Raw genomic sequence first — 20659 nt, 5'->3', positions numbered from 1 at the left:
TGATATTGATGGACGAAAATTATCTTGATGAACTCAACGAACAGCAGCGGGCCGCAGTAGAGTATTGCGACGGACCTCAGCTTGTGATAGCGGGAGCCGGCTCAGGCAAGACCCGTGTGCTAACCTATAAGATAGTTCATCTACTCCGCCTCGGCTATGAGCCGTGGCGGATTCTTGCTCTGACCTTTACGAACAAGGCTGCCAAAGAGATGCGCGAGCGTGTGGAGCAGCTTGTGGGCGGCGCTGTGGCTTCGAAACTGTGGATGGGTACCTTTCATTCGATCTTTGCGCGTATTCTCCGCGCCAATGCCGAACTGATAGGATTCAAAAGCAATTTCACGATCTATGACAGCGCCGACAGTAAATCGCTTGTCAAGACTATCATAAAGGATATGCAGCTTGACGATAAGATCTACAAGCCGTCGGCTGTGCTTTCGGCCATTTCCGGTGCCAAGAACGCACTTGTCTCGCCTGAAGACTATGCGCTGAGCCGCGATGTGATGGAAGCCGATGCGAGAGCCAAACGCCCCGAACTCTATGCGGTCTACAGAGCCTATCGCGACCGTTGCGTGGTGGCCGGGGCTATGGATTTTGACGATCTGCTCTATTATACCAATGTACTGTTGCGCGACAATCCGGATGTGCTCCGCCACTATCGGGAGTTTTTCAGCTATGTGCTTGTCGACGAGTATCAGGACACGAATTTCGCGCAACACGTGATAGTGACCCAGCTTACACGCGAAAGCGGCAGGCTCTGTGTGGTCGGCGACGATGCCCAGAGCATCTACTCGTTCCGGGGTGCCAATATCCGCAATATCCTTGATCTGAGAAAGACGTATTCTGCACTGTCTATCTTTAAACTCGAACGCAACTATCGCTCGACACGTAACATCATCAATGCCGCCGGTTCACTTATCGACAAGAACAGCGAGCAGATACCCAAAACCGTTTATTCAGAGAACGAGACCGGGGCGCTGATAGAGGTGGTCAAGTGCTATAGCGATTTCGAGGAGGCCTATCAGGTGGCTTCGCGGCTGTCGCAGCTGAAAATGACGAGCGGCGACAGTGCCGATGAATTCGCCATACTATATCGTACCAATGCCCAGAGCCGTGTGCTGGAAGAGGCTTTGAGAAAACGCAATGTGCCTTACAGGATTTACGGTGGTCTGTCGTTCTACCAGCGCAAGGAGGTAAAGGACGCCATTGCCTATTTCCGTCTGGCTTTGAATCCTGATGATGACGAGGCGCTGAGACGTGTGATCAATTTCCCGGCGCGAGGCATCGGGGAGACAACTCTCGCCAAGCTGACACGTGCAGCGATTGACGGCAACGTAAGCCTCTGGACTGTGATTCAGGAGCCTGACAGGTATCCGGCCGGTCTCAATGCCGGGACTTTGCGTAAACTCGACAGATTTGCCGGTCTGATAACTGAATTCGTGCAGGCTGACCGCAAGGGGGCCGATGCGCTTGAACTGGCCACCAGGATCATAGAACGTACTGAGATGCTGAAGATGTATCTCCACGACAGCACACCTGAAAATCTTTCGAAACAGGAAAACCTTCAGGAACTGATTTCAGGCGTGAAGGGCTTTGTGGAGACCCGTGTGGAGGAGGGGAGTGACAGCATGTCGCTCGCCGATTTTATGGCGGAGGTCTCGCTTGCCACTGACCAGGATTCGGATTCCGGCGACGCAAGCGAGGAGCGCGTGACTCTGATGACTGTCCATGCTGCAAAGGGGCTGGAATTCAATAATGTGTTTGTGGTCGGAGTTGAGGAAGAGCTTTTTCCGTCGGCTATGGCTCAGGATTCACCGGCCCAGATCGAAGAGGAGCGCCGTCTGATGTATGTGGCTATGACGAGAGCGAAAAAATTCTGCATGCTGACATATGCCGGATCGCGTTTCCGCAACGGTCAGACGGTCAGCTGCCGCCCGTCGCGCTTCCTCAGAGATATAGATCAGCGCTATCTGCGTCTTGCCACCAATGACAATCTTGGAGACGATGCTCCGAAGGTGCGCCCGACGGTAAATTATACGGCATCAATGGCCGGCTCAGCCCGCAGTCTGAACTCGCTGCGCAAGGTTCAGCCTTCGTCAGGCGCGCCGCAGTCATTCAGACGGCCCGGACAGATGCAGCCGTCTGCCGGAAAGCCTGCGAGCGATGTCAGATATGCCCTTCATTCGGTGAGCGAAGTGGCGGAGGGAACGGTCATAGAACATGCCAAGTTCGGCCGTGGTGCGATTGTCAATATCGACACCGCAGGGCCCGATCCGAGAATCACAGTGAAGTTCGAGAATACCGACACTCGCACCCTGATGCTGAAGTTTGCGAAATTTTCAATAGTCGGAACCGAGTAACCACCATACCAAAAACAATATGAGATGAAAGCAGACGAGATCGCTACACCTTATTATATAGTATATGAAGATAAATTGCGCCGCAACCTGTCGCTGATCAACAGAGTGGAGCGTGAGGCCGGTGTGAATATCATCATGGCTTTCAAGGCCAATGCCTTGTGGCGTACATTCCCTATAATCAGGGAGTATAACCGCGATTTTACCGCCAGTTCGCTCAACGAGCTCCGGCTTGGCAATGAAGAGCTCGGAGGTGAGGCGCATGTCTACTGTCCGGTCTATACCGAGGCCACGATAAGTGAGTTTCTTTCACGTGCCACTCATCTGACCTTCAACTCTCTCGGTCAGTGGGAAAAGTATGGCGCCAAGACTCTGGCGGCCGGAGTGTCGCCCGGACTGAGAGTCAATCCGCAGTGCTCGGTCATCGAGACTGAGATCTACAATCCGGCTCTTCCCGGTTCGCGTTTCGGAGTGACCGCCGATCAGCTTGCCGGAGTATTGCCTGCCGGGATCGAGGGTCTGCATTTCCATGCTTTGTGCGAGAGTTCGAGCTATGATCTTGAAAAGGTGCTTGCCGCTTTCGAGGATCAGTTCGGAATGTATTTCAGTCAGCTGAAGTGGGTCAACTTCGGCGGTGGTCATCTGATGACGCGCGAGGGCTATGACGTGGACCATCTGATCGGGCTTCTGAAAGATTTCCGTGGGCGTTATCCGTGGCTGCAGGTAGTTATGGAGCCGGGAAGTGCTTTCACCTGGCGCACCGGCGATCTGATCACCGAAGTGCTTGATGTGGTTGAGAACCAAGGAGTGAAAACGGCTGTCATCGACGCAAGTTTCGCCTGCCACATGCCTGACTGCCTTGAGATGCCTTATAAGCCGGCCATCACCGAAAGTGTTCCGGAAGCGGAGGGGCTGCCGCGCTATAGGCTTGGCGGAAATTCCTGCCTGAGCGGTGACTATGTGGGCGACTGGTGTTTCCGGGAGCCACTGAAAGCCGGTGATCGCCTCACGCTTGAGGATATGAACCACTATACTACAGTGAAGACCTCTATGTTCAATGGCATACAGCATCCTGCTATGGTGCTTTGCGACTCTGATGGCAATTGCACTTATCTGCGCCGTTTCGATTATAATGATTATAAAAACCGCATGAGCTGATGGATGAAAAGGTGCGTTTTTCGGTAATAGTACCGGTCTATAACCGTATTGATGAGGTCCGTGATCTGCTGGAAAGTCTCAGCCGTCAGACCTTGAAGAATTTCGAGGTCGTGATAGTGGAGGACGGGTCGACAGACAGATGCCAGGCCGAAGCTGAAAGCGTGGAAAATCTGCGTGTCAGATATTTCTACAAGGAGAATGAAGGCCGTTCGATTGCCCGCAACTATGGAATGGAGCGGGCCGCAGGCGATTATTTCATTTTCTTTGACAGCGACTGTGTGATCCCGGAGGATTACTTCGCTGTTCTTAGCCGCGAGCTGGATGCAAAGCCCGTAGACTGTTTCGGCGGTCCGGACTCGGCTCACTCGTCGTTCACCTCGACTCAGAAGGCCATCAATTTCGCCATGACCTCGTTTCTGACCACCGGCGGAATCCGTGGCGGGAAGATGAGCCTTGAAAAGTTTGTGCCGCGCACATTCAACATGGGTTTTTCGCGCAGAGTCTATGAAAGGGTGGGGGGCTTCCGTGAAATGTTTTCAGAGGATATAGACATGTCGACTAGAATCCGTAATGCTGGCTTTTCGATAGCCTTGATCCGTCCAGCTTATGTCTACCACAAGAGGCGTGTTGATTTCAGAAAATTCCTTCGTCAGGTCTATGTGTTCGGCATGTCGCGCATCACCCTCAAGCTGCTCTATCCGGGGTCGCTGAAAGTGGTTCATGCTCTTCCTGCCCTGGCTGTGATCATAGGGCTGGTGCTTGTGGTGCTGTCAGCGGCAGTCTCTCCGTGGTTCCTGCTGCCGCTGGGGTTGTATCTTATTGCCATATTCGTCAGTGCGCTTGTGTCAACCCGCTCGCCGGTGATTGCGGTCAAGGCTTTGCCTGCGAGCGTCATCCAGATCTGTGGCTACGGCTGCGGTTTTCTGAAAGCATACTTCCTCAAGATAGTGCTTGGGCGCGGACGTGACGTCGAGGAAGAGATTTTAATGAGAAAAGGGAAGTAGAAGCGATGAATGACCAGACACCTTTTGTCCCGACCCGCATTCATGATCTGAATGACGACGACAAGCCGCGTGAGAAAGCGCTTGCAAACGGCATACGCTCGCTGAGCGATGCCGAACTTGTGGCATTGATTTTTGGTGGTGGACTGCCGGGCATGTCGGTGGTCGACATGGCGCGTGGCATTCTGCATGACTGTGACCAGCGGGTCGACAACCTTGCCCGCATGAGTATGCAGGAGATGATGTCGAAATACAAAGGAGTCGGTCCGGCCAAAGCCGTATGCCTTGCCGCGGCTTTTGAACTCGGCCGCCGTAACCGTGAGCAGATGGCCGGTGCCGCAGAGCCGCTGATCAGGTCGAGCGAGGATGTCAAGGATATAATGCAGCCGCTTATGGCTCATCTTGACTATGAGGAATTCTGGGTGATGATGCTCTCAAGGAGTAACCGCGTGAAGTTCAAGCGTTGCATATCGCAGGGAGGCACGGCCGCCACGGTGGTGGATGTGAAGCTGCTTCTAAAACGGGCGCTCGACTGTCTTGCCGAAGGGATAATACTGGTTCATAATCATCCTTCCGGGAATCCGCTTCCGAGCGGTGAGGATGACCGTCTGACTCAGAGAATCAAGGTCGGAGCCGATTATCTCGGAATCAAAGTGCTTGATCATGTGATAATAGCGCGAAACGAATTTTATTCCTACAATGACCAGGGACGTCTCTGAACTGGGTGAAATACGTAAGATCATCCATATTGATATGGATGCGTTCTATGCGTCAGTCGAGCAGCGTGACAATCCTGAACTGAGAGGAGTGCCTATAGCCGTCGGCCATGCCGAGGGGCGCGGTGTGGTAGCGGCTGCGAGCTATGAGGCGAGGCGATTCGGCGTAAGATCGGCCATGCCGTCGATGCGGGCAGCGAAAATCTGTCCGGGACTCGTTTTTGTGAAACCGAGATTCGATGTATATAAAAAGGTGTCGGCAGCTATGCATGAGATTTTTCATGAATATACCGATATCGTCGAGCCGATATCTCTTGACGAGGCTTTTCTTGACGTGACTGTCAATAAGGCAGGTGAACCGATGGCTGTCAATATCGCCAGAGAGATCAAGAGCAAGATCCGTGAGCGACTTGGGCTGACAGCTTCCGCCGGAGTCTCTTACAATAAGTTTCTGGCTAAGATAGCTTCTGACTATCGGAAGCCCGACGGCCTGTGTACCATCCATCCCTCGCAGGCTCTTGATTTTATACGCAGGATTCCGGTGGAAGATTTCTGGGGTGTGGGGCCCGTCACGGCCGCAAGGATGCATGCTCTTGGTATCTGGAACGGCGAACAGCTTGCAGCCTGTTCAGCCGAACTGCTGAGTCATGAATTCGGGAAGTCCGGGAGGATTTTCTATCAGTTTGCCCGCGGGATCGACAATAGACCCGTGGAGCCGCTGTGGACGCGGAAATCGGTCGGCTGCGAGATCACTCTTCAGGAAGATCTTGTGACCGTCGGAGAGATCGAGCAGGTGATCTCTGATCTGGCAGAAGAACTTGTCTGGAGGATAGGACGCAGTGTGTTCCGCGGCTGTACGCTGACGCTTAAATTGAAATTCAGCGATTTCAGCCAGTGTTCACGCAGCCATACTGCTCCACACGCCTATCAGAACAAAGATCTCATCGCCCAGGCGGCTATACGCCTGCTGGCTCTGGCGCCGGTGGTCGGACGGCAGGTTAGGCTTGTGGGCCTTTCTGTCTCGATGCCGGAACATGGAAGTTCCTCACGGACGGTCTATGATCCGCGACAGCTGGAATTTGATTTTGAAAACGGGTATGACTGACGTTTTTGCGGCGCGGCTACAGTGTGACCTCGCCGCAGAGATCAGTGTTAAGGCGTGTAGCCACGGCTGAAGGTGTCAGTCCGAGGCCGAACAGATACATCAGTTTGGTTATTGCTGCTTCTGAGGTCATGTCATGGCCGGAAATCACACCTGCGTTGGCCAGCTTGTCGCCTGCCACGTAGCGCCTGTGGTGCACACCTCCGTTCACGCACTGAGTGACATTGACAATCACTACTCCCCGTTGCACTGCCTGAGCTATTTCCTCGATAAACCATCCGGCTGTCGGAGCGTTGCCTGCTCCGTATGTGCGCAGTACAATGCCCTTTACTCCAGGAGCGTTCAGAAGATAGCGGAGGGTCTGCTGTGTCATGCCGGGGTAGAGCTCGATAAACATCACGTTGGAGTCCATGCGGGTGTTGAGCTGCAAAGGTGTCTTTGCTTTTGGACGCCACAGAGCCTCTTCTGAAAAGTGTATTCCAAGGCCTATTTTTGCCAGCTGCGGATAGTTGTTGCTCTTGAAGGCATTGAAGTTGTCGGCACTCATTTTGGTAGAGCGGTTTCCGCGCCAGAGATAGTTCTCGAACAGGATAGCTACTTCCTGGACCATCGGAGACCCGTCAAAAGTAGTGGCGGCTGCAATCTGCAGGGCGGTTATGAGGTTTTCTTCTCCGTCGGTGCGCACTTCTCCGATGGGGAGCTGCGAGCCGGTGATAATGACCGGCTTGTGGAGATTGCCGAGCATGAATGAAAGAGCCGAGGCCGTGTAGGCCATTGTGTCGGTGCCGTGGAGAACTACGAAACCGTCATATTCGTCATAATGCGAGGCTATGGCATTTGATATCTCCGCCCATCCTGACGGATTCATATCGCTTGAGTCTATCGGGGTGAACTGGATGTTGTCGATATGATAGTCGAGCATCTTGATTTTGGGCACATTGTCTATGAGGTGCGAGAAGTCAAAAGGCTGCAGGGCATGGGTTTCTGGATTTTCGATCATTCCGATCGTTCCGCCTGTGTATATGATCAGGAGTCGTGGTTTTCTTCTGGCTGTCATTTAACTGTTGTTTTTTAAACGACCTGTTGATAAAGAATGCTTTTGGGGGGAGAATTGAAAAATCCGGGAGGGGAGGGAAGCCCAACCCTCTCGGATTTCATATTGCTGTGTGGGGACGGTCGGCGCATGAGCCTTAGCCGATCTTGGCGCCGGGAGCTACTGCAGCCGAGGGGCTGAGAAGCACTATGGAACCGTCGGAGTTCTCGGCAGAAAGAATCATGCCTTCAGACACAATGCCTTTGAGTTTGCGGGGAGGGAGGTTGGCTATGAAGCAGACCTGTTTGCCTACCAGTTCTTCGGGCTTGTAGTATTTGGCTATGCCTGAAACAATGGTGCGTTTTTCCAATCCGTCGTCAATGAGGAAGCGCAGGAGTTTGTCGGCCTTGGGGACTTTCACGCATTCAAGTACGGTGCCCACTCGGAGATCACAGGCGGCGAAGGTGTCGAATTCCACATCCTTGGCCTGAGGCTCTGCTTTCCAGGCGGCTGCTTCGTTGGCTTTCTTTGTATCGGCGAGGCGTTTGAGCTGGGCTTCGATCTGGCTGTCTTCGATTTTGTCGAAAAGCAGTTCGGGAGTGGCGAGTGTGGTGCCGGCGGAAATGATGTCAAGCTTTCCGAGCATGTCCCATGTGAGTTTTCCGCTGAGGCCGAGCATCTTGGCGAGCTTTTCAGACATGAAAGGAGTGAAGGGCTCGAATGCCACAGCGATGTTGGCGCAGAGCTGGAGAGCTATGTTGAGAATTGTCTTCACGCGCTCCATGTCGGTCTTGGCGAGTTTCCAGGGTTCGGTTTCCTGCAGATAGCGGTTGCCGAGACGGGCTATTTCCATGGCCTGCTTGAGGGCTTCGCGGAAATGGAATGTCTCAAGTGCGGCTGTCAGGGCCTCTGTGGCGGTGCCGAGTTCGGTTGCAAGGAGGGTGTCGGTTTCTGTCAGCATTCCTGCGGCCGGAACTTCACCGTTGAAATATTTGTGGGTCAGAACCATTGCGCGGTTCACGAAGTTGCCGAGGATGGCCACGAGTTCGTTGTTGTTGCGGGCCTGGAAGTCTGCCCATGTGAAGTCGTTGTCCTTTGTCTCAGGTGCGTTGGCGGTGAGAACATAGCGAAGCACATCCTGCTTGCCGGGGAAGTCATTGAGATATTCGTGAAGCCACACGGCCCAGTTGCGTGACGTGGAGATCTTGTCGCCTTCGAGGTTAAGGAATTCGTTGGCCGGGACGTTGTCGGGCAGCTGGAAGTTATCGCCGTAGGCCATCAGCATCGAGGGGAAGACGATGCAGTGGAAGACGATGTTGTCTTTGCCGATGAAGTTGATGATGCGGCTTTCCGGATCTTTCCAGTATTTTTCCCATGAGTCAGGGAGGAGTTCCTTGGTATTGGAGATATAGCCGATCGGAGCGTCGAACCATACGTAGAGCACTTTACCTTCAGCTCCTTCAACCGGAACGGGCACACCCCAGTTGAGGTCGCGGCTCACGGCACGGGGCTGGAGTCCGGCATCAAGCCATGATTTGCACTGTCCGTAGACGTTTGTTTTCCATTCTTTGTGGCCTTCAAGTATCCATTCGCGCAGTTTGGGTTCCCACTTGTCAAGGGGGAGATACCAGTGGGTGGTCTCGCGCATTTTCACCGGTTCGCCTGTGAGGGCCGAACGGGGATTGATGAGGTCAGTGACGTTGAGCGATGAGCCGCAGGCTTCGCACTGGTCACCGTAGGCGTTTTCATTGTGACAGCGCGGGCAGGTGCCGACCACATAACGGTCGGCGAGAAATTCTCCGGTTTTTTCATCATATGGCTGCTGTGCGGTCTGCACGGAGAATTCGCCTTTATCATAAAGGTGGCGAAAAAATTCGGAAGCAGTCTTGTGATGGAGTTCGGAAGTGGTTCTTGAATAGATATTGAAGCTTACTCCGAGTTCTTCAAGCGAATCTTTTATGATGTTGTGGTAGCGGTCTACGACCTGTTGCGGGGTGATGCCTTCTTTTCTGGCACGGAGTGTGATGGGCACACCGTGTTCATCGCTGCCGCCGACCATGACTACGTCCTGGCCGCGCATACGCAGATAGCGGGCATAAATATCGGCCGGAACATATACGCCGGCAAGATGTCCGATATGCACAGGCCCGTTGGCATAGGGCAGGGCTGTGGTGATGAGGGTTCGCTTGAATTTTCTTTCCATTGATTTATGGTGGCTTGGCTTTTTAACGTATTGGGCCGTGGAAACGGCCGTGTTTTTATTTAAGGTGCAAAATTAATGGTTATGTAGGAAAAACACAATAAAGAAGCGAAAAAATAAAATAAGGGTTGTGGTTGCATTTGGGGTGCGATTGTGAGTGTGGGCTTGCCGCATGGCATCCGGCCGTGAGGATGCTGCGGATTTTTTGCACGGTTCAGATGAAAAATTAGCGCAAATCCGGCGCAAATCCGGTGATGCGAAAATTATTTTGGAAATGTTTGGTAGTTAGGAAAATAAGTTGTAATTTTGCATCGCTTTTAAGAACGGCTTGTCGTCACGGCTGCGTTAACTACTTGGTAATTAGCGGGGTTGATGGCGGGAAGCGCGTAATAAACAGTCAAATATACTACTATTCATTATTAAATAAATCAAAAGAAAGCAAGATGCCTACTATTCAGCAATTAGTAAGAAAAGGTCGCGTGGCTCTTGAAGATAAGAGCAAGTCACCCGCACTTGATTCATGCCCCCAGCGTCGTGGCGTGTGTGTGCGTGTGTACACCACCACTCCCAAAAAGCCTAACTCGGCTATGCGTAAGGTGGCTCGTGTGCGCCTGACCAACGGTAAGGAAGTCAACAGCTACATCCCCGGTGAAGGCCACAATCTTCAGGAACACTCAATCGTGCTTGTACGCGGTGGTCGTGTGAAAGACCTTCCCGGTGTGCGTTATCACATCGTTCGCGGCACGCTCGATACCAGCGGCGTTAAGGACCGTACTCAGCGTCGCAGCAAGTATGGTGCCAAGCGTCCCAAGGCTGCGAAGAAGTAATTAAGCGCAAGCCCTTTTCTGAAGACAAAAATTAAATTAAAAACAGAGTCGTTAAACCCTCGTTTTTGATTTGACTGGAAGGCTAAATCACAGGTTGAGTAAATGGCGCCCGGAGGGGCGGCCGTTGAAGATTAAAGATGCAGCAACCAAGCAACCAAAAACAAAACATTTCCTCAAAAAATGAGAAAAGCAAAACCTAAGAAGCGGGTGATTCTTCCCGATCCCGTGTTTAATGATGTGAGAGTGTCGAAATTCGTCAACCACCTGATGTATGACGGAAAGAAGAATACTTCTTATACTATTTTCTACTCCGCTCTCGATCTCGTGAAGAACAAACTTCCCAATGAAGAGAAAACCGCTCTTGAGATTTGGAAAAAAGCTCTTGAAAATGTGACTCCTCAGGTAGAGGTTAAGTCACGTCGTGTCGGTGGTGCGACATTCCAGGTTCCTACTGAAATCCGTCCCGACCGCAAGGAATCTATCTCGATGAAAAACCTGATCCTCTACGCCCGCAAGCGCGGTGGCAAGACAATGGCTGAGAAGCTCGCTGCCGAAATCGTAGACGCATTCAACGACCAGGGCGGTGCTTACAAGCGCAAGGAAGATATGCACAAGATGGCCGAGGCTAACCGCGCATTCGCTCACTTCCGTTTCTAAGCCTATATTAATTTCATTCATTTAGATTCACACAAATCAAAATGGCTAAATCAGACGCACATTTAAAATATACGCGTAATATCGGTATCATGGCTCACATCGATGCCGGTAAGACCACAACTTCCGAGCGTATTCTTTTCTACACCGGTCTTACTCACAAGATCGGCGAAGTTCACGATGGCGCTGCCACTATGGACTGGATGGAACAGGAACAGGAACGTGGTATCACAATTACTTCTGCCGCTACCACCACTTTCTGGAAGTATGCCGGCGATCAGTTCAAGATCAACCTTATTGACACTCCGGGACACGTTGACTTCACTGTGGAAGTTGAACGTTCGCTCCGTGTGCTTGACGGTGCGGTAGCTACTTTCTGCGCCGTAGGTGGTGTTGAACCCCAGTCTGAAACCGTATGGCGCCAGGCTGACAAATACAATGTGCCCCGTATCGGTTATGTGAACAAGATGGACCGTTCGGGCGCGAACTTCTTTGAAGTTGTCCGCCAGCTTAAGGATGTTCTCGGAGCAAATCCCTGTCCCATTCAGATACCTATCGGAGCTGAAGAAACTTTCAAGGGTGTGGTTGACCTCATCCAGATGAAGGCTATCTTTTGGCACGATGAATCAATGGGTGCTGACTATACCTTAGAGGAAATCCCCGCCGGTCTCGCTGAAGAGGCTGAAGAATGGCGTGACAAGATGCTCGAAAAGATCGCCGAATTCGATGACGCTCTTATGGAGAAGTACTTCGACGATCCTTCTACCATCACTGAGGAAGAAATTCGTCGCGCTCTCCGCAACGCAACTCTCAAGATGGAAGTCGTTCCCATGATCTGCGGTTCTTCATTCAAGAACAAAGGTGTACAGTGTCTCCTTGACTCTGTCTGCGCATATCTCCCCAGCCCCGTTGACTCAGGTGCCGTTGAAGGAACAAATCCTGAAGATCCCGACAAGGTTGAGACCCGCGAGCCTTCATCAGACGCACCCATGTGTGCTCTCGCATTCAAGATTGCCACTGACCCCTATGTAGGCCGTCTGACCTTCTTCCGTGTCTACTCAGGTGATGTTGTAGCCGGTAGCTACGTCCTCAACAGCCGTTCAGGTAAAAAGGAACGTGTCAGCCGTCTGTTCCAGATGCACTCCAACAAGCAGAATGCAAAAGAATCTATCGACTGCGGCGATATCGGCGCTGGCGTAGGTTTCAAAGATATCCGCACCGGTGACACCCTTTGCGACGAAAATCATCCTATCGTACTTGAAGCAATGGAATTCCCCGATCCCGTTATCGGTATCGCAGTTGAACCCAAAACTCAGAAAGACCTTGACAAACTCGGTGTCGGCCTGCAGAAGCTTGCAGAAGAAGACCCCACCTTCCGCGTTGAGACAAACGAAGAAACCGGACAGACAGTCATCTCAGGTATGGGTGAGCTTCACCTCGATATCATCATCGACCGTCTCCGTCGCGAATTCAAGGTTGAATGTAACCAGGGCCGTCCGCAGGTTACTTACAAGGAAGCTATCACCAAGCCTGTAGAGCTTCGCGAGGTGTTCAAGAAGCAGACCGGTGGCCGCGGTAAGTTCGCCGATATCATCGTTCGTGTAGAACCAGTTGACGAAGGCTTCGAAGGAAACCTCCAGTTTGTCGATGAAGTCAAGGGCGGTAACATTCCCAAGGAATTCATCCCCTCTATCCAGAAAGGTTTCACCGCAGCTATGAAGAACGGTGTGCTCGCCGGCTTCCCCGTAGATCAGCTCAAGGTTACAGTCATCGACGGTTCTTTCCACCCGGTTGACTCTGACCAGCTTTCATTCGAGCTTTGTGCCATCCAGGCATTCAAGAAAGCATCTGAAAAAGCCGGTCCCGTGCTTCTCGAACCGATCTTCAAAGTAGAGGTAGTAACTCCCGAAGAAAGCATGGGTGATGTTATTGGTGACCTCAACAAGCGTCGCGGTCAGGTTGAAGGTATGGAAACCAGCCGTTCTGGCGCACGCATCGTGAAGGCCAAGGCTCCTCTTGCCGAAATGTTCGGTTATGTGACAGCCCTCCGTACAATCACTTCAGGCCGTGCAACATCGACCATGACATTCAGCCACTATGCAGAGGTAAGCAACTCGATCGCAAAGAACGTGCTCACCGAATGCCAGGGCCGTGTTGACCTCATCAAGTAAGACAAACACTTTCATTCAACAAAGATATGGACCAAACAATCAGAATCAAACTTAAATCCTACGACTACAACTTGGTTGACAAGTCGGCTGAGAAGATTGTGAAGACCGTAAAAGCAACAGGTGCTGTGATCAGCGGACCTATTCCCCTGCCCACCCACCGTCGCGTTTTCACCGTCAACCGTTCGACCTTCGTCAACAAGAAATCGCGCGAGCAGTTCCAGCTCTCGTCCTACAAGCGTCTGATCGACATCCACAACTCTACCGGCAAGACCGTAGACGCGCTGATGAAACTCGAACTCCCCTCAGGCGTAGAAGTAGAAATCAAAGTCTGATCATTAAACACTCAGACATCAAAGGATTCAAGTAATCACAAACAACTCCCACAATCAGTTCACATTTTTAAATCAAAGAGAAATGCCAGGATTATTAGGAAAGAAAATCGGAATGACATCCGTTTTCAGTGCCGACGGCAAGAATGTGCCGTGCACTGTTATCGAAGTAGGCCCCTGCGTAGTTACTCAGATTAAAACGGCTGAAAAAGACGGTTACGAGGCCGTGCAGCTTGGTTTCACTGAAAAGAAAGACAAGCACACCACTGCCCCTATGGCCGGTCACTTCAAAAAAGCCGGAGTAGCTCCCCAGCGCCACTTGGCCGAGTTCAAAGGATTTGACGGCGAGTACAAACTCGGTGATACCATCACAGTCGATCTCTTCAACGAGAATGACTTCGTTGACATTCAGGGTACCTCGAAGGGTAAAGGCTTCCAGGGTGTGGTAAAACGTCACGGTTTCGGTGGCGTAGGCCAGAGCACTCATGGTCAGCACAACCGCCTTCGCGCTCCCGGTTCGGTCGGCGCCTGCTCTTACCCCGCTAAAGTATTCAAAGGAATGCGTATGGCAGGCCAGATGGGCAACGAGAAAGTGACAATTCAAAACCTCCAGGTGCTCAAAGTGATCGCAGACCACAATCTGCTCCTCATCAAGGGCTCAATCCCCGGAAGTAAAGGTTCAATCGTTTTAATTGAGAAATAATGGAAGTCGCAATTTACAATATCAAAGGTGAAGACACCGGTCGCAAAGCACAGCTCAGCGACGAAGTTTTTGCAGTAGATGCAAACGAGCACGCCGTTTATCTCGATGTGAAGCAGTATCTCGCCAACCAGCGTCAGGGTACTCACAAGTCCAAAGAACGTAGTGAAGTTTCAGGTTCTACCCGCAAGCTCCACAAGCAGAAAGGCGGCGGCGGCAGCCGTATCGGTGACATCAACTCTCCGGTACTTGTCGGTGGCGGACGTGTTTTCGGTCCCCGTCCCCGTGACTACCGCTTCAAGTTGAATAAGAAAGTGAAAGCGCTCGCCCGCAAAAGTGCGTTGACCTATAAAGTACAGGATTCACAGCTCATCGTCGTTGAAGACTTCAACTTCGAAGCTCCGAAAACTAAAGATTTTGTAAATTTTACTAAAAATCTTAAAGTTGAAGGCAAAAAGGTGCTCCTCGTTTTACCGGGTCAGAATAAAAACGTAACTTTGTCTGCCCGAAATGTGCCCGATGCCAAAACCATCGACGCTTCGGCGCTTAACACTTACGCGCTCATGAACTCTAACGCTGTCATCCTCACGGAGAGTAGCCTTGATTTCATTAACAAACTTTAACCTCATATACGAGAAAACATAGACAATGGAAATTTCAATCAAACCCATCGTAACAGAGAAGGCAAACAATCTCATCGAGAAGCTGAACCGTTACACCTTCGCCGTTTCTCCTGAGGCTAACAAGTATCAGATCAAGTCGCTCGTCGAGAATCTCTACGGCGTGAAAGTAGTCCGCGTAAACACCATCAATGTCCGCAGCAAGAACAAGTCTCGCTGGACCAAGAGCGGTCTGCTCCGTGGCAAGACCACCGCTTGGAAAAAAGCACTTGTAACCCTTGCCGAAGGACAGAATATTGACTTCTATAGCAATATCTAAATAAAATGGCAGTAAGAAAATTCAAGCCCACAACACCGGGGCAGAGACACAAAGTTATCGGTGTATTCAAAGGTACCATCACTGCTACTACACCGGAAAAATCTCTTACAGTCGGTAAAAAAGCCTCCGGCGGCCGTAACGCCGAAGGTCATCTCACCACCCGCTACCTTGGTGGTGGCCACAAGCGCAAATACCGCATCATTGACTTTAAGAGAACCAAAGACGGTGTTCCCGCTGTAGTAAAGAGCATCGAGTACGATCCTAACCGTTCGGCCCGCATCGCCCTCCTTTACTACAAAGACGGTGCTAAAGCCTATATCATTGCACCCAACGGCTTAAAAGTTGGTGATGTGCTTCTTTCAGGCGCTGATGCCCAGCCTGAGGTAGGTAACTGCCTCCCGCTGGCCAACATCCCTGTAGGTACGCTCATCCACAACATTGAGTTGCGTCCTGGCCAGGGCGCTTTCATGGCCCGCTCGGCAGGCACATTCGCCCAGCTGATCTCGCGTGAAGGCACCTACGCCATCGTTAAATTACCTTCGGGTGAAACCCGCAAGATCCTCGCCGCATGCCGCGCCACTGTTGGCGTTGTCGGCAACTCCGAGCACTCACTCGAACGCTCCGGCAAAGCCGGCCGTTCACGCTGGCTCGGCCGTCGTCCCCGCAACCGCGGCGTAGTAATGAACCCTGTCGATCACCCGATGGGTGGTGGTGAAGGCCGCGCTTCAGGTGGTCATCCCCGTTCTCGCAAGGGCCTCTACGCTAAGGGTCTCAAGACTCGTGCCCCGAAGAAACATTCTTCGAAGTACATTATTGAAAGAAGAAAAAAGTAATCTGATTTAACATTAGCAACACTTATCATGAGTCGTTCATTAAAAAAAGGCCCCTTTATCAGCGTGAAGCTCGAAAAGAAGGTCGCTGCAATGGAAGAGAGCGGTAAGAAATCGGTTATCAAGACTTGGAGCCGTGCATCAATGATCGCCCCCGAATTTGTAGGACACACTTTCGCAGTTCACAACGGTAACAAATTTATCCCTGTCTACGTTACTGAAAACATGGTAGGCCACAAGCTTGGCGAGTTCGCTCCCACACGTACCTTCCGTGGTCACTCCGGTAACCGCAAGAAATAAATTGGGCCCTGATATAACTAATTCATTTGTAAAAAAGAAAAGAATTACAATAAAATGGGTGTAAGAAAAAGAAATTCAGCCGACCTCAGGAAAGCCGAACAGAAAACGGTAGCTTTCGCAAAGCTCACCAACATCCCCACCTCGCCCCGCAAAATGCGCCTTGTCGCTGACATGGTGCGCGGCGTAGAGGTTAACCGTGCGCTCGGCATCCTTAAGTTCTCTAATAAGGAAGCGGCTGCCCGCCTCGAAAAGCTCCTCCGTTCGGCTATCGCAAACTGGGAAGCTAAAAACGAACGTAAAGCCGACGCCGGCGAGCTTTACATCAGCACTATCTTTGTAAACTGTGCTCCTATGCTCAAGCGTCTGCGCACCGCTCCCCAAGGCCGCGGCTATCGTATCCGCAAACGCGCAAACCACGTCACATTGATTGTTGACACAATTGATAACAAAAACGCTAAAGCTTAACAAATGGGACAGAAAGTAAATCCAATCAGCAATCGCTTGGGAGTTATCCGTGGATGGGACTCTAACTGGTATGGCGGTAAGAAATACGGCGATACTCTGCTTGAGGACTCAAAACTCCGCAAGTATCTCAATGTCCGCCTTGCAAAGTCAAGCGTTTCGCGCATCGTCATCGAGCGCACCATGAAGCTCATCACCATCACTGTCTGCACTTCACGCCCCGGTCTGATCATCGGCAAGGGCGGCTCTGAAGTCGACAAGCTGAAAGAAGAGCTCAAGAAGATCACCGACAAGGATGTCCAGATCAACATCTATGAAGTAAAACGCCCCGAACTCGACGCTCAGATCGTAGCATCGACCATCGCCCGCCAGATCGAAGGCAAGATCGCCTATCGCCGTGCAGTCAAGATGGCAGTAGCCTCTACAATGCGCGCCGGTGCCGAAGGCATCAAGGTTCAGATCTCAGGCCGTCTCAACGGCGCAGAAATGGCTCGTTCGGAAATGTTCAAGGAAGGCCGTACTCCGCTCCACACACTCCGTGCCGACATCGACTACGCACTGGTCGAAGCCCACACAAAGGTAGGTGTGATCGGTGTGAAGGTTTGGATCTGCCGTGGCGAAGTTTACGGCAAGCGTGACTTGGCTCCCCAGTACACTTCAAACCAGAAGGAATCTCGCGGTGCAGCTTCAAATGGCGCTCCCCGTCGCGGCGGTTTCCGCAAACCCAAAAACAACCGTTAAACCCACAATTGATTCAACAAAACAATGTTACAACCCAAGAAAACCAAATTTCGCCGCGCGCAAAAAGGCCGCATGAAAGGCATTGCGCAGCGTGGCAACCAGTTGGCCTTCGGTTCGTTCGGCATAAAGACCCTGGAGTCTAAGTGGATCACCGGTCGCCAGATTGAAGCCGCCCGTATTGCAGTAACCCGTTACATGCAGCGTCAGGGACAGATTTGGATCCGCATCTTCCCGGATAAACCCATCACCAAGAAACCCGCAGAGGTCCGAATGGGTAAAGGTAAAGGTGCTCCCGAAGGATTCGTAGCCCCCGTAACCCCCGGCCGCATAATCATAGAGGTTGAAGGCGTATCTTACGACATCGCTAAGGAAGCCCTCCGCCTCGCAGCTCAGAAACTCCCCGTGACCACAAAATTCGTTGTGCGCCGCGACTATGACCCAACCCAAAATGTGTAACCCGTCATGAAGAAAGAATCATTCACTGAAGTGAGCACTCAGGATCTCCGCGACCGCCTGGCTGTGATGGAGAAGGACTATGCCCAGCTCAAGATCAACCACGCCATCTCGCCCCTTGACAGCCCCGCTAAGATTACACATGCTCGCAAGGCTATCGCCCGCGTCAAGACCGAGTTGCGTCAGCGCGAACTTAACAACAAATAAACTCCCCCTTAAATAAAATGGAAAAGAGAAATTTAAGAAAAGAACGTATCGGGGTTGTTTCGAGCAACAAGGGTGACAAGACCATCACTGTAATGGTGAAATGGAAAGAGAAGCACCCCATTTATGGCAAATTTGTCAACAAAACAAAGAAATATCACGCCCACGACGAGAAGAATGAATGTTCCATCGGCGACACTGTACGCCTCATGGAAACTCGTCCCCTCAGCAAGACCAAACGCTGGCGCCTCGTGGAAATCATCGAAAAAGTGAAGTAAACTATGATACAGACTGAAAGCCGTTTAACCGTAGCCGACAACAGTGGCGCAAAAGAAGCGCTCTGCATCCATGTACTGGGTGGCACCGGCCGTCGTTATGCCTCTGTAGGTGACATCATTGTCGTTTCCGTCAAGAGCGTCATCCCTTCATCAGACGTTAAGAAAGGCACAGTGTCGAAGGCAGTGGTTGTCCGCACCAAGAAGGAAATCCGCCGTCCCGACGGTTCATATATCCGTTTTGATGACAACGCCTGTGTGCTCCTCAACAACGCCGGCGAACTCCGCGGAACCCGTATCTTCGGCCCCGTAGCCCGCGAACTCCGCGCTGCCAACCAGATGAAAATCGTCTCACTCGCACCCGAAGTCCTCTAATCATTCTTAACCGTCAAAAACATTAAACGTAATGAGCAAATCACATATCAAAAAAGGCGACATCGTCTATGTTCTTGCCGGCGAAGACCGTGGCAAGGAGGGTCGTGTGCTCAAGGTGCTCGTGCAGAAGCAGAAAGCCCTCGTTGAAGGCATCAACATGGTGACCAAGGCCACCAAGCCCAACGCACAGCATCCCCAGGGAGGTCTCATCAAGATGGAAGCTCCCGTCCACATCTCCAATCTTTCTCTCATCGACCCCAAATCTGGCAAGCCGACCCGCATCAGCTGCCGTCGCAACGAGAAAGGTGAATTAGTACGAATCTCTAAAAAATCAGGAGAGGAAATTAAGTAATGAGCACCCAGACAGTTAAAAAAGACTACCAGGAACGCATCGTTCCCGCCCTGACCGAGAAATTCAGCTACACCACTCCGATGCAGGTGCCCAAGCTGAAGAAAATTGTAATCAATCAGGGCCTTGGCGCAGCTACTCAGGACAAGAAAGTCATCGAGACAGCAATCAACGAGCTCACAGCCATCACCGGCCAAAAAGCAGTTGCTACTCTCTCCCGCAAGGACATCTCTAACTTCAAACTCCGTAAGAAGATGCCCATCGGTGTGATGGTTACTCTCCGTCGTGAGAAAATGTATGAATTCCTCGAACGCCTCATCCGCGTGGCCCTCCCCCGTATCCGCGACTTCAAGGGTATCGAGAGCAAGCTCGACGGCCGTGGCAACTACACCCTCGGTATCACTGAGCAGATCATCTTCCCCGAAATCAACATCGACTCGATCAGCAAGCTCATGGGTATGAACATCACCTTCGTTACTTCAGCCAACACTGACGAAGAAGGTTATGCTCTTCTCAAGGAATTCGGTCTCCCTTTCAAAAACGCTAAAAACTAAGCATCCGCTATGGCAAAAGAATCAATGAAGGCTCGCGAAGTAAAACGCGCAAAGCTCGTCGCAAAATATGCCAAGAAGAAAGCCGAACTCAAGGCCGCAGGTGACTACGAAGCTCTCCAGCTTCTTCCCAAGAACGCCTCTACAGTCCGTCTTCACAACCGTTGCTCGATCACCGGTCGTCCCAAAGGCTACATGCGTCAGTTTGGCATTTCGCGTATCCAGTTCCGCGAGATGGCTTCAGCCGGCCTCATCCCCGGTGTGAAGAAAGCTTCCTGGTAAAAAATCCCCCTTACCAGTCCAGATCCCATCAAGAGAGTCGACGGCCAGAGAGTCGTTACCTCTAAGCGGTCAGGCCCATCGTCAAAGCCGAAAAAGTTACTCCAGACCCTCTCCGGCATCCGACAGGCACCCGCGGTCGTCCTCTTCTTTCCCTCTCTCTCCCCTCAACCAAACTCCGACCAATCACAGTGAGTATTAAATATTGTTGGGAAAATCCCAATCAATTTAAACATTTTTCAAAATGACTGATCCTATAGCAGATTATCTGACAAGATTGAGAAATGCAATCAAGGCCAACCATCGCGTGGTCGAGATTCCTGCCTCAAACTTGAAGAAAGAGATCACAAAGATTCTCTTCGAACAAGGCTACATCCTCAACTACAAGTTCGAGGAAGGCGAAAATCCCGCGGGCACAATCAAGATCGCCCTCAAGTACGATCCCGTTGACAAGGTCAACGCAATCAAGAGCCTTGAGCGCGTTTCGCGTCCCGGTCTCCGCCGTTATACCGGCTACAAAGATATGCCTCGTGTGTTGAACGGACTCGGCATCGCCATCCTCTCAACCTCGAAGGGTGTGATGACTAACAAGAAGGCCCGCGACCTCAAGATCGGTGGCGAGGTCCTTTGCTACGTTTACTAATCAATAAGGAGGA

Annotated in this window: 26 protein-coding genes; 24 read left to right on the top strand and 2 right to left on the bottom strand. The window is 51.6% G+C overall.

Annotated features, from left to right (window positions below; translation table 11 throughout):
• The first annotated feature begins 8 nt into the window (after positions 1 to 8).
• Genes E7745_RS13680 through dinB form a run of 5 tightly spaced genes read left to right on the top strand, consistent with a single transcriptional unit; the run spans position 9 to position 6334 of the window.
• Entirely contained in the window at positions 9 to 2357 is a 2349-nt protein-coding gene (locus E7745_RS13680) for an ATP-dependent helicase (RefSeq protein WP_136409048.1), read from the top strand.
• 24 nt (positions 2358 to 2381) lie between these two features.
• On the top strand, positions 2382 to 3512 hold the full coding sequence (gene nspC / locus E7745_RS13675; protein ID WP_136409047.1) for a carboxynorspermidine decarboxylase: 1131 nt from the start codon (positions 2382 to 2384) through the stop codon (positions 3510 to 3512).
• Positions 3512 to 4516 carry a glycosyltransferase gene (locus E7745_RS13670; RefSeq protein WP_107031202.1) on the top strand — a complete coding sequence of 335 codons (1005 nt, stop codon included), beginning with the start codon at positions 3512 to 3514 and terminating at the stop codon, positions 4514 to 4516. The genes nspC and E7745_RS13670 overlap by 1 nt, the downstream gene beginning before the upstream one ends.
• A gap of 5 nt (positions 4517 to 4521) precedes the next feature.
• A complete protein-coding gene (gene radC / locus E7745_RS13665; protein ID WP_107031203.1) occupies positions 4522 to 5232 on the top strand; it encodes a DNA repair protein RadC in 711 nt (236 codons plus the stop codon).
• A complete protein-coding gene (dinB, locus tag E7745_RS13660; protein ID WP_123399985.1) occupies positions 5213 to 6334 on the top strand; it encodes a DNA polymerase IV in 1122 nt (373 codons plus the stop codon). Before radC ends, dinB begins: the two co-directional genes overlap by 20 nt.
• A gap of 16 nt (positions 6335 to 6350) precedes the next feature.
• Here the strand turns inward: dinB and E7745_RS13655 are convergent, their stop codons facing one another.
• Positions 6351 to 7388 carry an asparaginase gene (locus tag E7745_RS13655; RefSeq protein WP_107031205.1) on the bottom strand — a complete coding sequence of 346 codons (1038 nt, stop codon included), beginning with the start codon at positions 7386 to 7388 and terminating at the stop codon, positions 6351 to 6353.
• A 133-nt stretch (positions 7389 to 7521) separates the two neighbouring features.
• Positions 7522 to 9567 carry a methionine--tRNA ligase gene (metG, locus tag E7745_RS13650; RefSeq protein WP_124075593.1) on the bottom strand — a complete coding sequence of 682 codons (2046 nt, stop codon included), beginning with the start codon at positions 9565 to 9567 and terminating at the stop codon, positions 7522 to 7524.
• A gap of 440 nt (positions 9568 to 10007) precedes the next feature.
• Between metG and rpsL the strand changes: the two genes are divergently transcribed.
• The 19 genes from rpsL to rpsH all read left to right on the top strand — a co-directional run bounded on the left by rpsL (position 10008) and on the right by rpsH (position 20646).
• Entirely contained in the window at positions 10008 to 10391 is a 384-nt protein-coding gene (gene rpsL, locus E7745_RS13645; protein ID WP_016562585.1) for a 30S ribosomal protein S12, read from the top strand.
• Between the two features lie 180 nt (positions 10392 to 10571).
• Positions 10572 to 11048, top strand: coding sequence for a 30S ribosomal protein S7 (gene rpsG / locus E7745_RS13640; protein ID WP_107031207.1), 477 nt, complete (start codon positions 10572 to 10574; stop codon positions 11046 to 11048).
• A gap of 41 nt (positions 11049 to 11089) precedes the next feature.
• Positions 11090 to 13216: an elongation factor G gene (fusA, locus tag E7745_RS13635; protein WP_107031208.1), complete on the top strand. Its 2127-nt coding sequence runs from the start codon at positions 11090 to 11092 to the stop codon at positions 13214 to 13216.
• Positions 13217 to 13242: 26 nt separating this feature from the next.
• Positions 13243 to 13548: a 30S ribosomal protein S10 gene (gene rpsJ, locus E7745_RS13630; RefSeq protein WP_107031209.1), complete on the top strand. Its 306-nt coding sequence runs from the start codon at positions 13243 to 13245 to the stop codon at positions 13546 to 13548.
• Positions 13549 to 13630: 82 nt separating this feature from the next.
• On the top strand, positions 13631 to 14248 hold the full coding sequence (gene rplC / locus E7745_RS13625; protein ID WP_107031210.1) for a 50S ribosomal protein L3: 618 nt from the start codon (positions 13631 to 13633) through the stop codon (positions 14246 to 14248).
• Complete coding sequence (gene rplD, locus E7745_RS13620) at positions 14248 to 14868, top strand: 50S ribosomal protein L4 (RefSeq protein WP_123398560.1); 621 nt, start codon at positions 14248 to 14250, stop codon at positions 14866 to 14868. The genes rplC and rplD overlap by 1 nt, the downstream gene beginning before the upstream one ends.
• 25 nt (positions 14869 to 14893) lie before the next feature.
• Positions 14894 to 15184, top strand: a complete 291-nt coding sequence (gene rplW / locus E7745_RS13615; protein WP_107031212.1) for a 50S ribosomal protein L23 — start codon at positions 14894 to 14896, stop codon at positions 15182 to 15184.
• Positions 15185 to 15189: 5 nt separating this feature from the next.
• Entirely contained in the window at positions 15190 to 16017 is an 828-nt protein-coding gene (gene rplB / locus E7745_RS13610) for a 50S ribosomal protein L2 (protein WP_107031213.1), read from the top strand.
• A gap of 27 nt (positions 16018 to 16044) precedes the next feature.
• Entirely contained in the window at positions 16045 to 16314 is a 270-nt protein-coding gene (gene rpsS / locus E7745_RS13605) for a 30S ribosomal protein S19 (RefSeq protein ID WP_107031214.1), read from the top strand.
• Between the two features lie 54 nt (positions 16315 to 16368).
• Positions 16369 to 16779 carry a 50S ribosomal protein L22 gene (rplV, locus tag E7745_RS13600; RefSeq protein WP_107031215.1) on the top strand — a complete coding sequence of 137 codons (411 nt, stop codon included), beginning with the start codon at positions 16369 to 16371 and terminating at the stop codon, positions 16777 to 16779.
• 3 nt (positions 16780 to 16782) lie between these two features.
• Positions 16783 to 17517: a 30S ribosomal protein S3 gene (gene rpsC, locus E7745_RS13595; RefSeq protein ID WP_107031216.1), complete on the top strand. Its 735-nt coding sequence runs from the start codon at positions 16783 to 16785 to the stop codon at positions 17515 to 17517.
• A 24-nt stretch (positions 17518 to 17541) separates the two neighbouring features.
• A complete protein-coding gene (gene rplP, locus E7745_RS13590) occupies positions 17542 to 17973 on the top strand; it encodes a 50S ribosomal protein L16 (RefSeq protein WP_107031217.1) in 432 nt (143 codons plus the stop codon).
• A gap of 6 nt (positions 17974 to 17979) precedes the next feature.
• Positions 17980 to 18177 carry a 50S ribosomal protein L29 gene (gene rpmC / locus E7745_RS13585; RefSeq protein WP_107031218.1) on the top strand — a complete coding sequence of 66 codons (198 nt, stop codon included), beginning with the start codon at positions 17980 to 17982 and terminating at the stop codon, positions 18175 to 18177.
• A 17-nt stretch (positions 18178 to 18194) separates the two neighbouring features.
• Positions 18195 to 18452: a 30S ribosomal protein S17 gene (gene rpsQ / locus E7745_RS13580; protein WP_107031219.1), complete on the top strand. Its 258-nt coding sequence runs from the start codon at positions 18195 to 18197 to the stop codon at positions 18450 to 18452.
• 3 nt (positions 18453 to 18455) lie between these two features.
• A complete protein-coding gene (gene rplN, locus E7745_RS13575) occupies positions 18456 to 18824 on the top strand; it encodes a 50S ribosomal protein L14 (RefSeq protein ID WP_107031220.1) in 369 nt (122 codons plus the stop codon).
• A 31-nt stretch (positions 18825 to 18855) separates the two neighbouring features.
• Positions 18856 to 19176 carry a 50S ribosomal protein L24 gene (rplX, locus tag E7745_RS13570; RefSeq protein WP_107031221.1) on the top strand — a complete coding sequence of 107 codons (321 nt, stop codon included), beginning with the start codon at positions 18856 to 18858 and terminating at the stop codon, positions 19174 to 19176.
• Entirely contained in the window at positions 19176 to 19727 is a 552-nt protein-coding gene (gene rplE, locus E7745_RS13565) for a 50S ribosomal protein L5 (protein WP_107031222.1), read from the top strand. Before rplX ends, rplE begins: the two co-directional genes overlap by 1 nt.
• A gap of 9 nt (positions 19728 to 19736) precedes the next feature.
• On the top strand, positions 19737 to 20006 hold the full coding sequence (rpsN, locus tag E7745_RS13560; protein ID WP_107031223.1) for a 30S ribosomal protein S14: 270 nt from the start codon (positions 19737 to 19739) through the stop codon (positions 20004 to 20006).
• Between the two features lie 241 nt (positions 20007 to 20247).
• Positions 20248 to 20646, top strand: coding sequence for a 30S ribosomal protein S8 (rpsH, locus tag E7745_RS13555; protein WP_107031224.1), 399 nt, complete (start codon positions 20248 to 20250; stop codon positions 20644 to 20646).
• The last annotated feature ends 13 nt before the right edge of the window (positions 20647 to 20659 follow it).

Origin of the sequence: Duncaniella sp. C9 (assembly GCF_004803935.1) — a bacterium.
GTDB lineage: Bacteria > Bacteroidota > Bacteroidia > Bacteroidales > Muribaculaceae > Duncaniella > Duncaniella muris.
The sequence above is the reverse complement of the archived record's forward strand: the minus strand, read 5'-3'. Positions and strand labels throughout refer to the sequence as shown.

Bases quoted from the DNA above. Each gene is read 5' to 3' on its own strand.
- E7745_RS13680 (WP_136409048.1), top strand. From the start codon at position 9: ATGGACGAAAATTATCTTGATGAACTCAACGAACAGCAGCGGGCCGCA.
- nspC (WP_136409047.1), top strand. From the start codon at position 2,382: ATGAAAGCAGACGAGATCGCTACACCTTATTATATAGTATATGAAGAT.
- E7745_RS13670 (WP_107031202.1), top strand. From the start codon at position 3,512: ATGGATGAAAAGGTGCGTTTTTCGGTAATAGTACCGGTCTATAACCGT.
- radC (WP_107031203.1), top strand. From the start codon at position 4,522: ATGAATGACCAGACACCTTTTGTCCCGACCCGCATTCATGATCTGAAT.
- dinB (WP_123399985.1), top strand. From the start codon at position 5,213: ATGACCAGGGACGTCTCTGAACTGGGTGAAATACGTAAGATCATCCAT.
- E7745_RS13655 (WP_107031205.1), bottom strand. From the start codon at position 7,388: ATGACAGCCAGAAGAAAACCACGACTCCTGATCATATACACAGGCGGA.
- metG (WP_124075593.1), bottom strand. From the start codon at position 9,567: ATGGAAAGAAAATTCAAGCGAACCCTCATCACCACAGCCCTGCCCTAT.
- rpsL (WP_016562585.1), top strand. From the start codon at position 10,008: ATGCCTACTATTCAGCAATTAGTAAGAAAAGGTCGCGTGGCTCTTGAA.
- rpsG (WP_107031207.1), top strand. From the start codon at position 10,572: ATGAGAAAAGCAAAACCTAAGAAGCGGGTGATTCTTCCCGATCCCGTG.
- fusA (WP_107031208.1), top strand. From the start codon at position 11,090: ATGGCTAAATCAGACGCACATTTAAAATATACGCGTAATATCGGTATC.
- rpsJ (WP_107031209.1), top strand. From the start codon at position 13,243: ATGGACCAAACAATCAGAATCAAACTTAAATCCTACGACTACAACTTG.
- rplC (WP_107031210.1), top strand. From the start codon at position 13,631: ATGCCAGGATTATTAGGAAAGAAAATCGGAATGACATCCGTTTTCAGT.
- rplD (WP_123398560.1), top strand. From the start codon at position 14,248: ATGGAAGTCGCAATTTACAATATCAAAGGTGAAGACACCGGTCGCAAA.
- rplW (WP_107031212.1), top strand. From the start codon at position 14,894: ATGGAAATTTCAATCAAACCCATCGTAACAGAGAAGGCAAACAATCTC.
- rplB (WP_107031213.1), top strand. From the start codon at position 15,190: ATGGCAGTAAGAAAATTCAAGCCCACAACACCGGGGCAGAGACACAAA.
- rpsS (WP_107031214.1), top strand. From the start codon at position 16,045: ATGAGTCGTTCATTAAAAAAAGGCCCCTTTATCAGCGTGAAGCTCGAA.
- rplV (WP_107031215.1), top strand. From the start codon at position 16,369: ATGGGTGTAAGAAAAAGAAATTCAGCCGACCTCAGGAAAGCCGAACAG.
- rpsC (WP_107031216.1), top strand. From the start codon at position 16,783: ATGGGACAGAAAGTAAATCCAATCAGCAATCGCTTGGGAGTTATCCGT.
- rplP (WP_107031217.1), top strand. From the start codon at position 17,542: ATGTTACAACCCAAGAAAACCAAATTTCGCCGCGCGCAAAAAGGCCGC.
- rpmC (WP_107031218.1), top strand. From the start codon at position 17,980: ATGAAGAAAGAATCATTCACTGAAGTGAGCACTCAGGATCTCCGCGAC.
- rpsQ (WP_107031219.1), top strand. From the start codon at position 18,195: ATGGAAAAGAGAAATTTAAGAAAAGAACGTATCGGGGTTGTTTCGAGC.
- rplN (WP_107031220.1), top strand. From the start codon at position 18,456: ATGATACAGACTGAAAGCCGTTTAACCGTAGCCGACAACAGTGGCGCA.
- rplX (WP_107031221.1), top strand. From the start codon at position 18,856: ATGAGCAAATCACATATCAAAAAAGGCGACATCGTCTATGTTCTTGCC.
- rplE (WP_107031222.1), top strand. From the start codon at position 19,176: ATGAGCACCCAGACAGTTAAAAAAGACTACCAGGAACGCATCGTTCCC.
- rpsN (WP_107031223.1), top strand. From the start codon at position 19,737: ATGGCAAAAGAATCAATGAAGGCTCGCGAAGTAAAACGCGCAAAGCTC.
- rpsH (WP_107031224.1), top strand. From the start codon at position 20,248: ATGACTGATCCTATAGCAGATTATCTGACAAGATTGAGAAATGCAATC.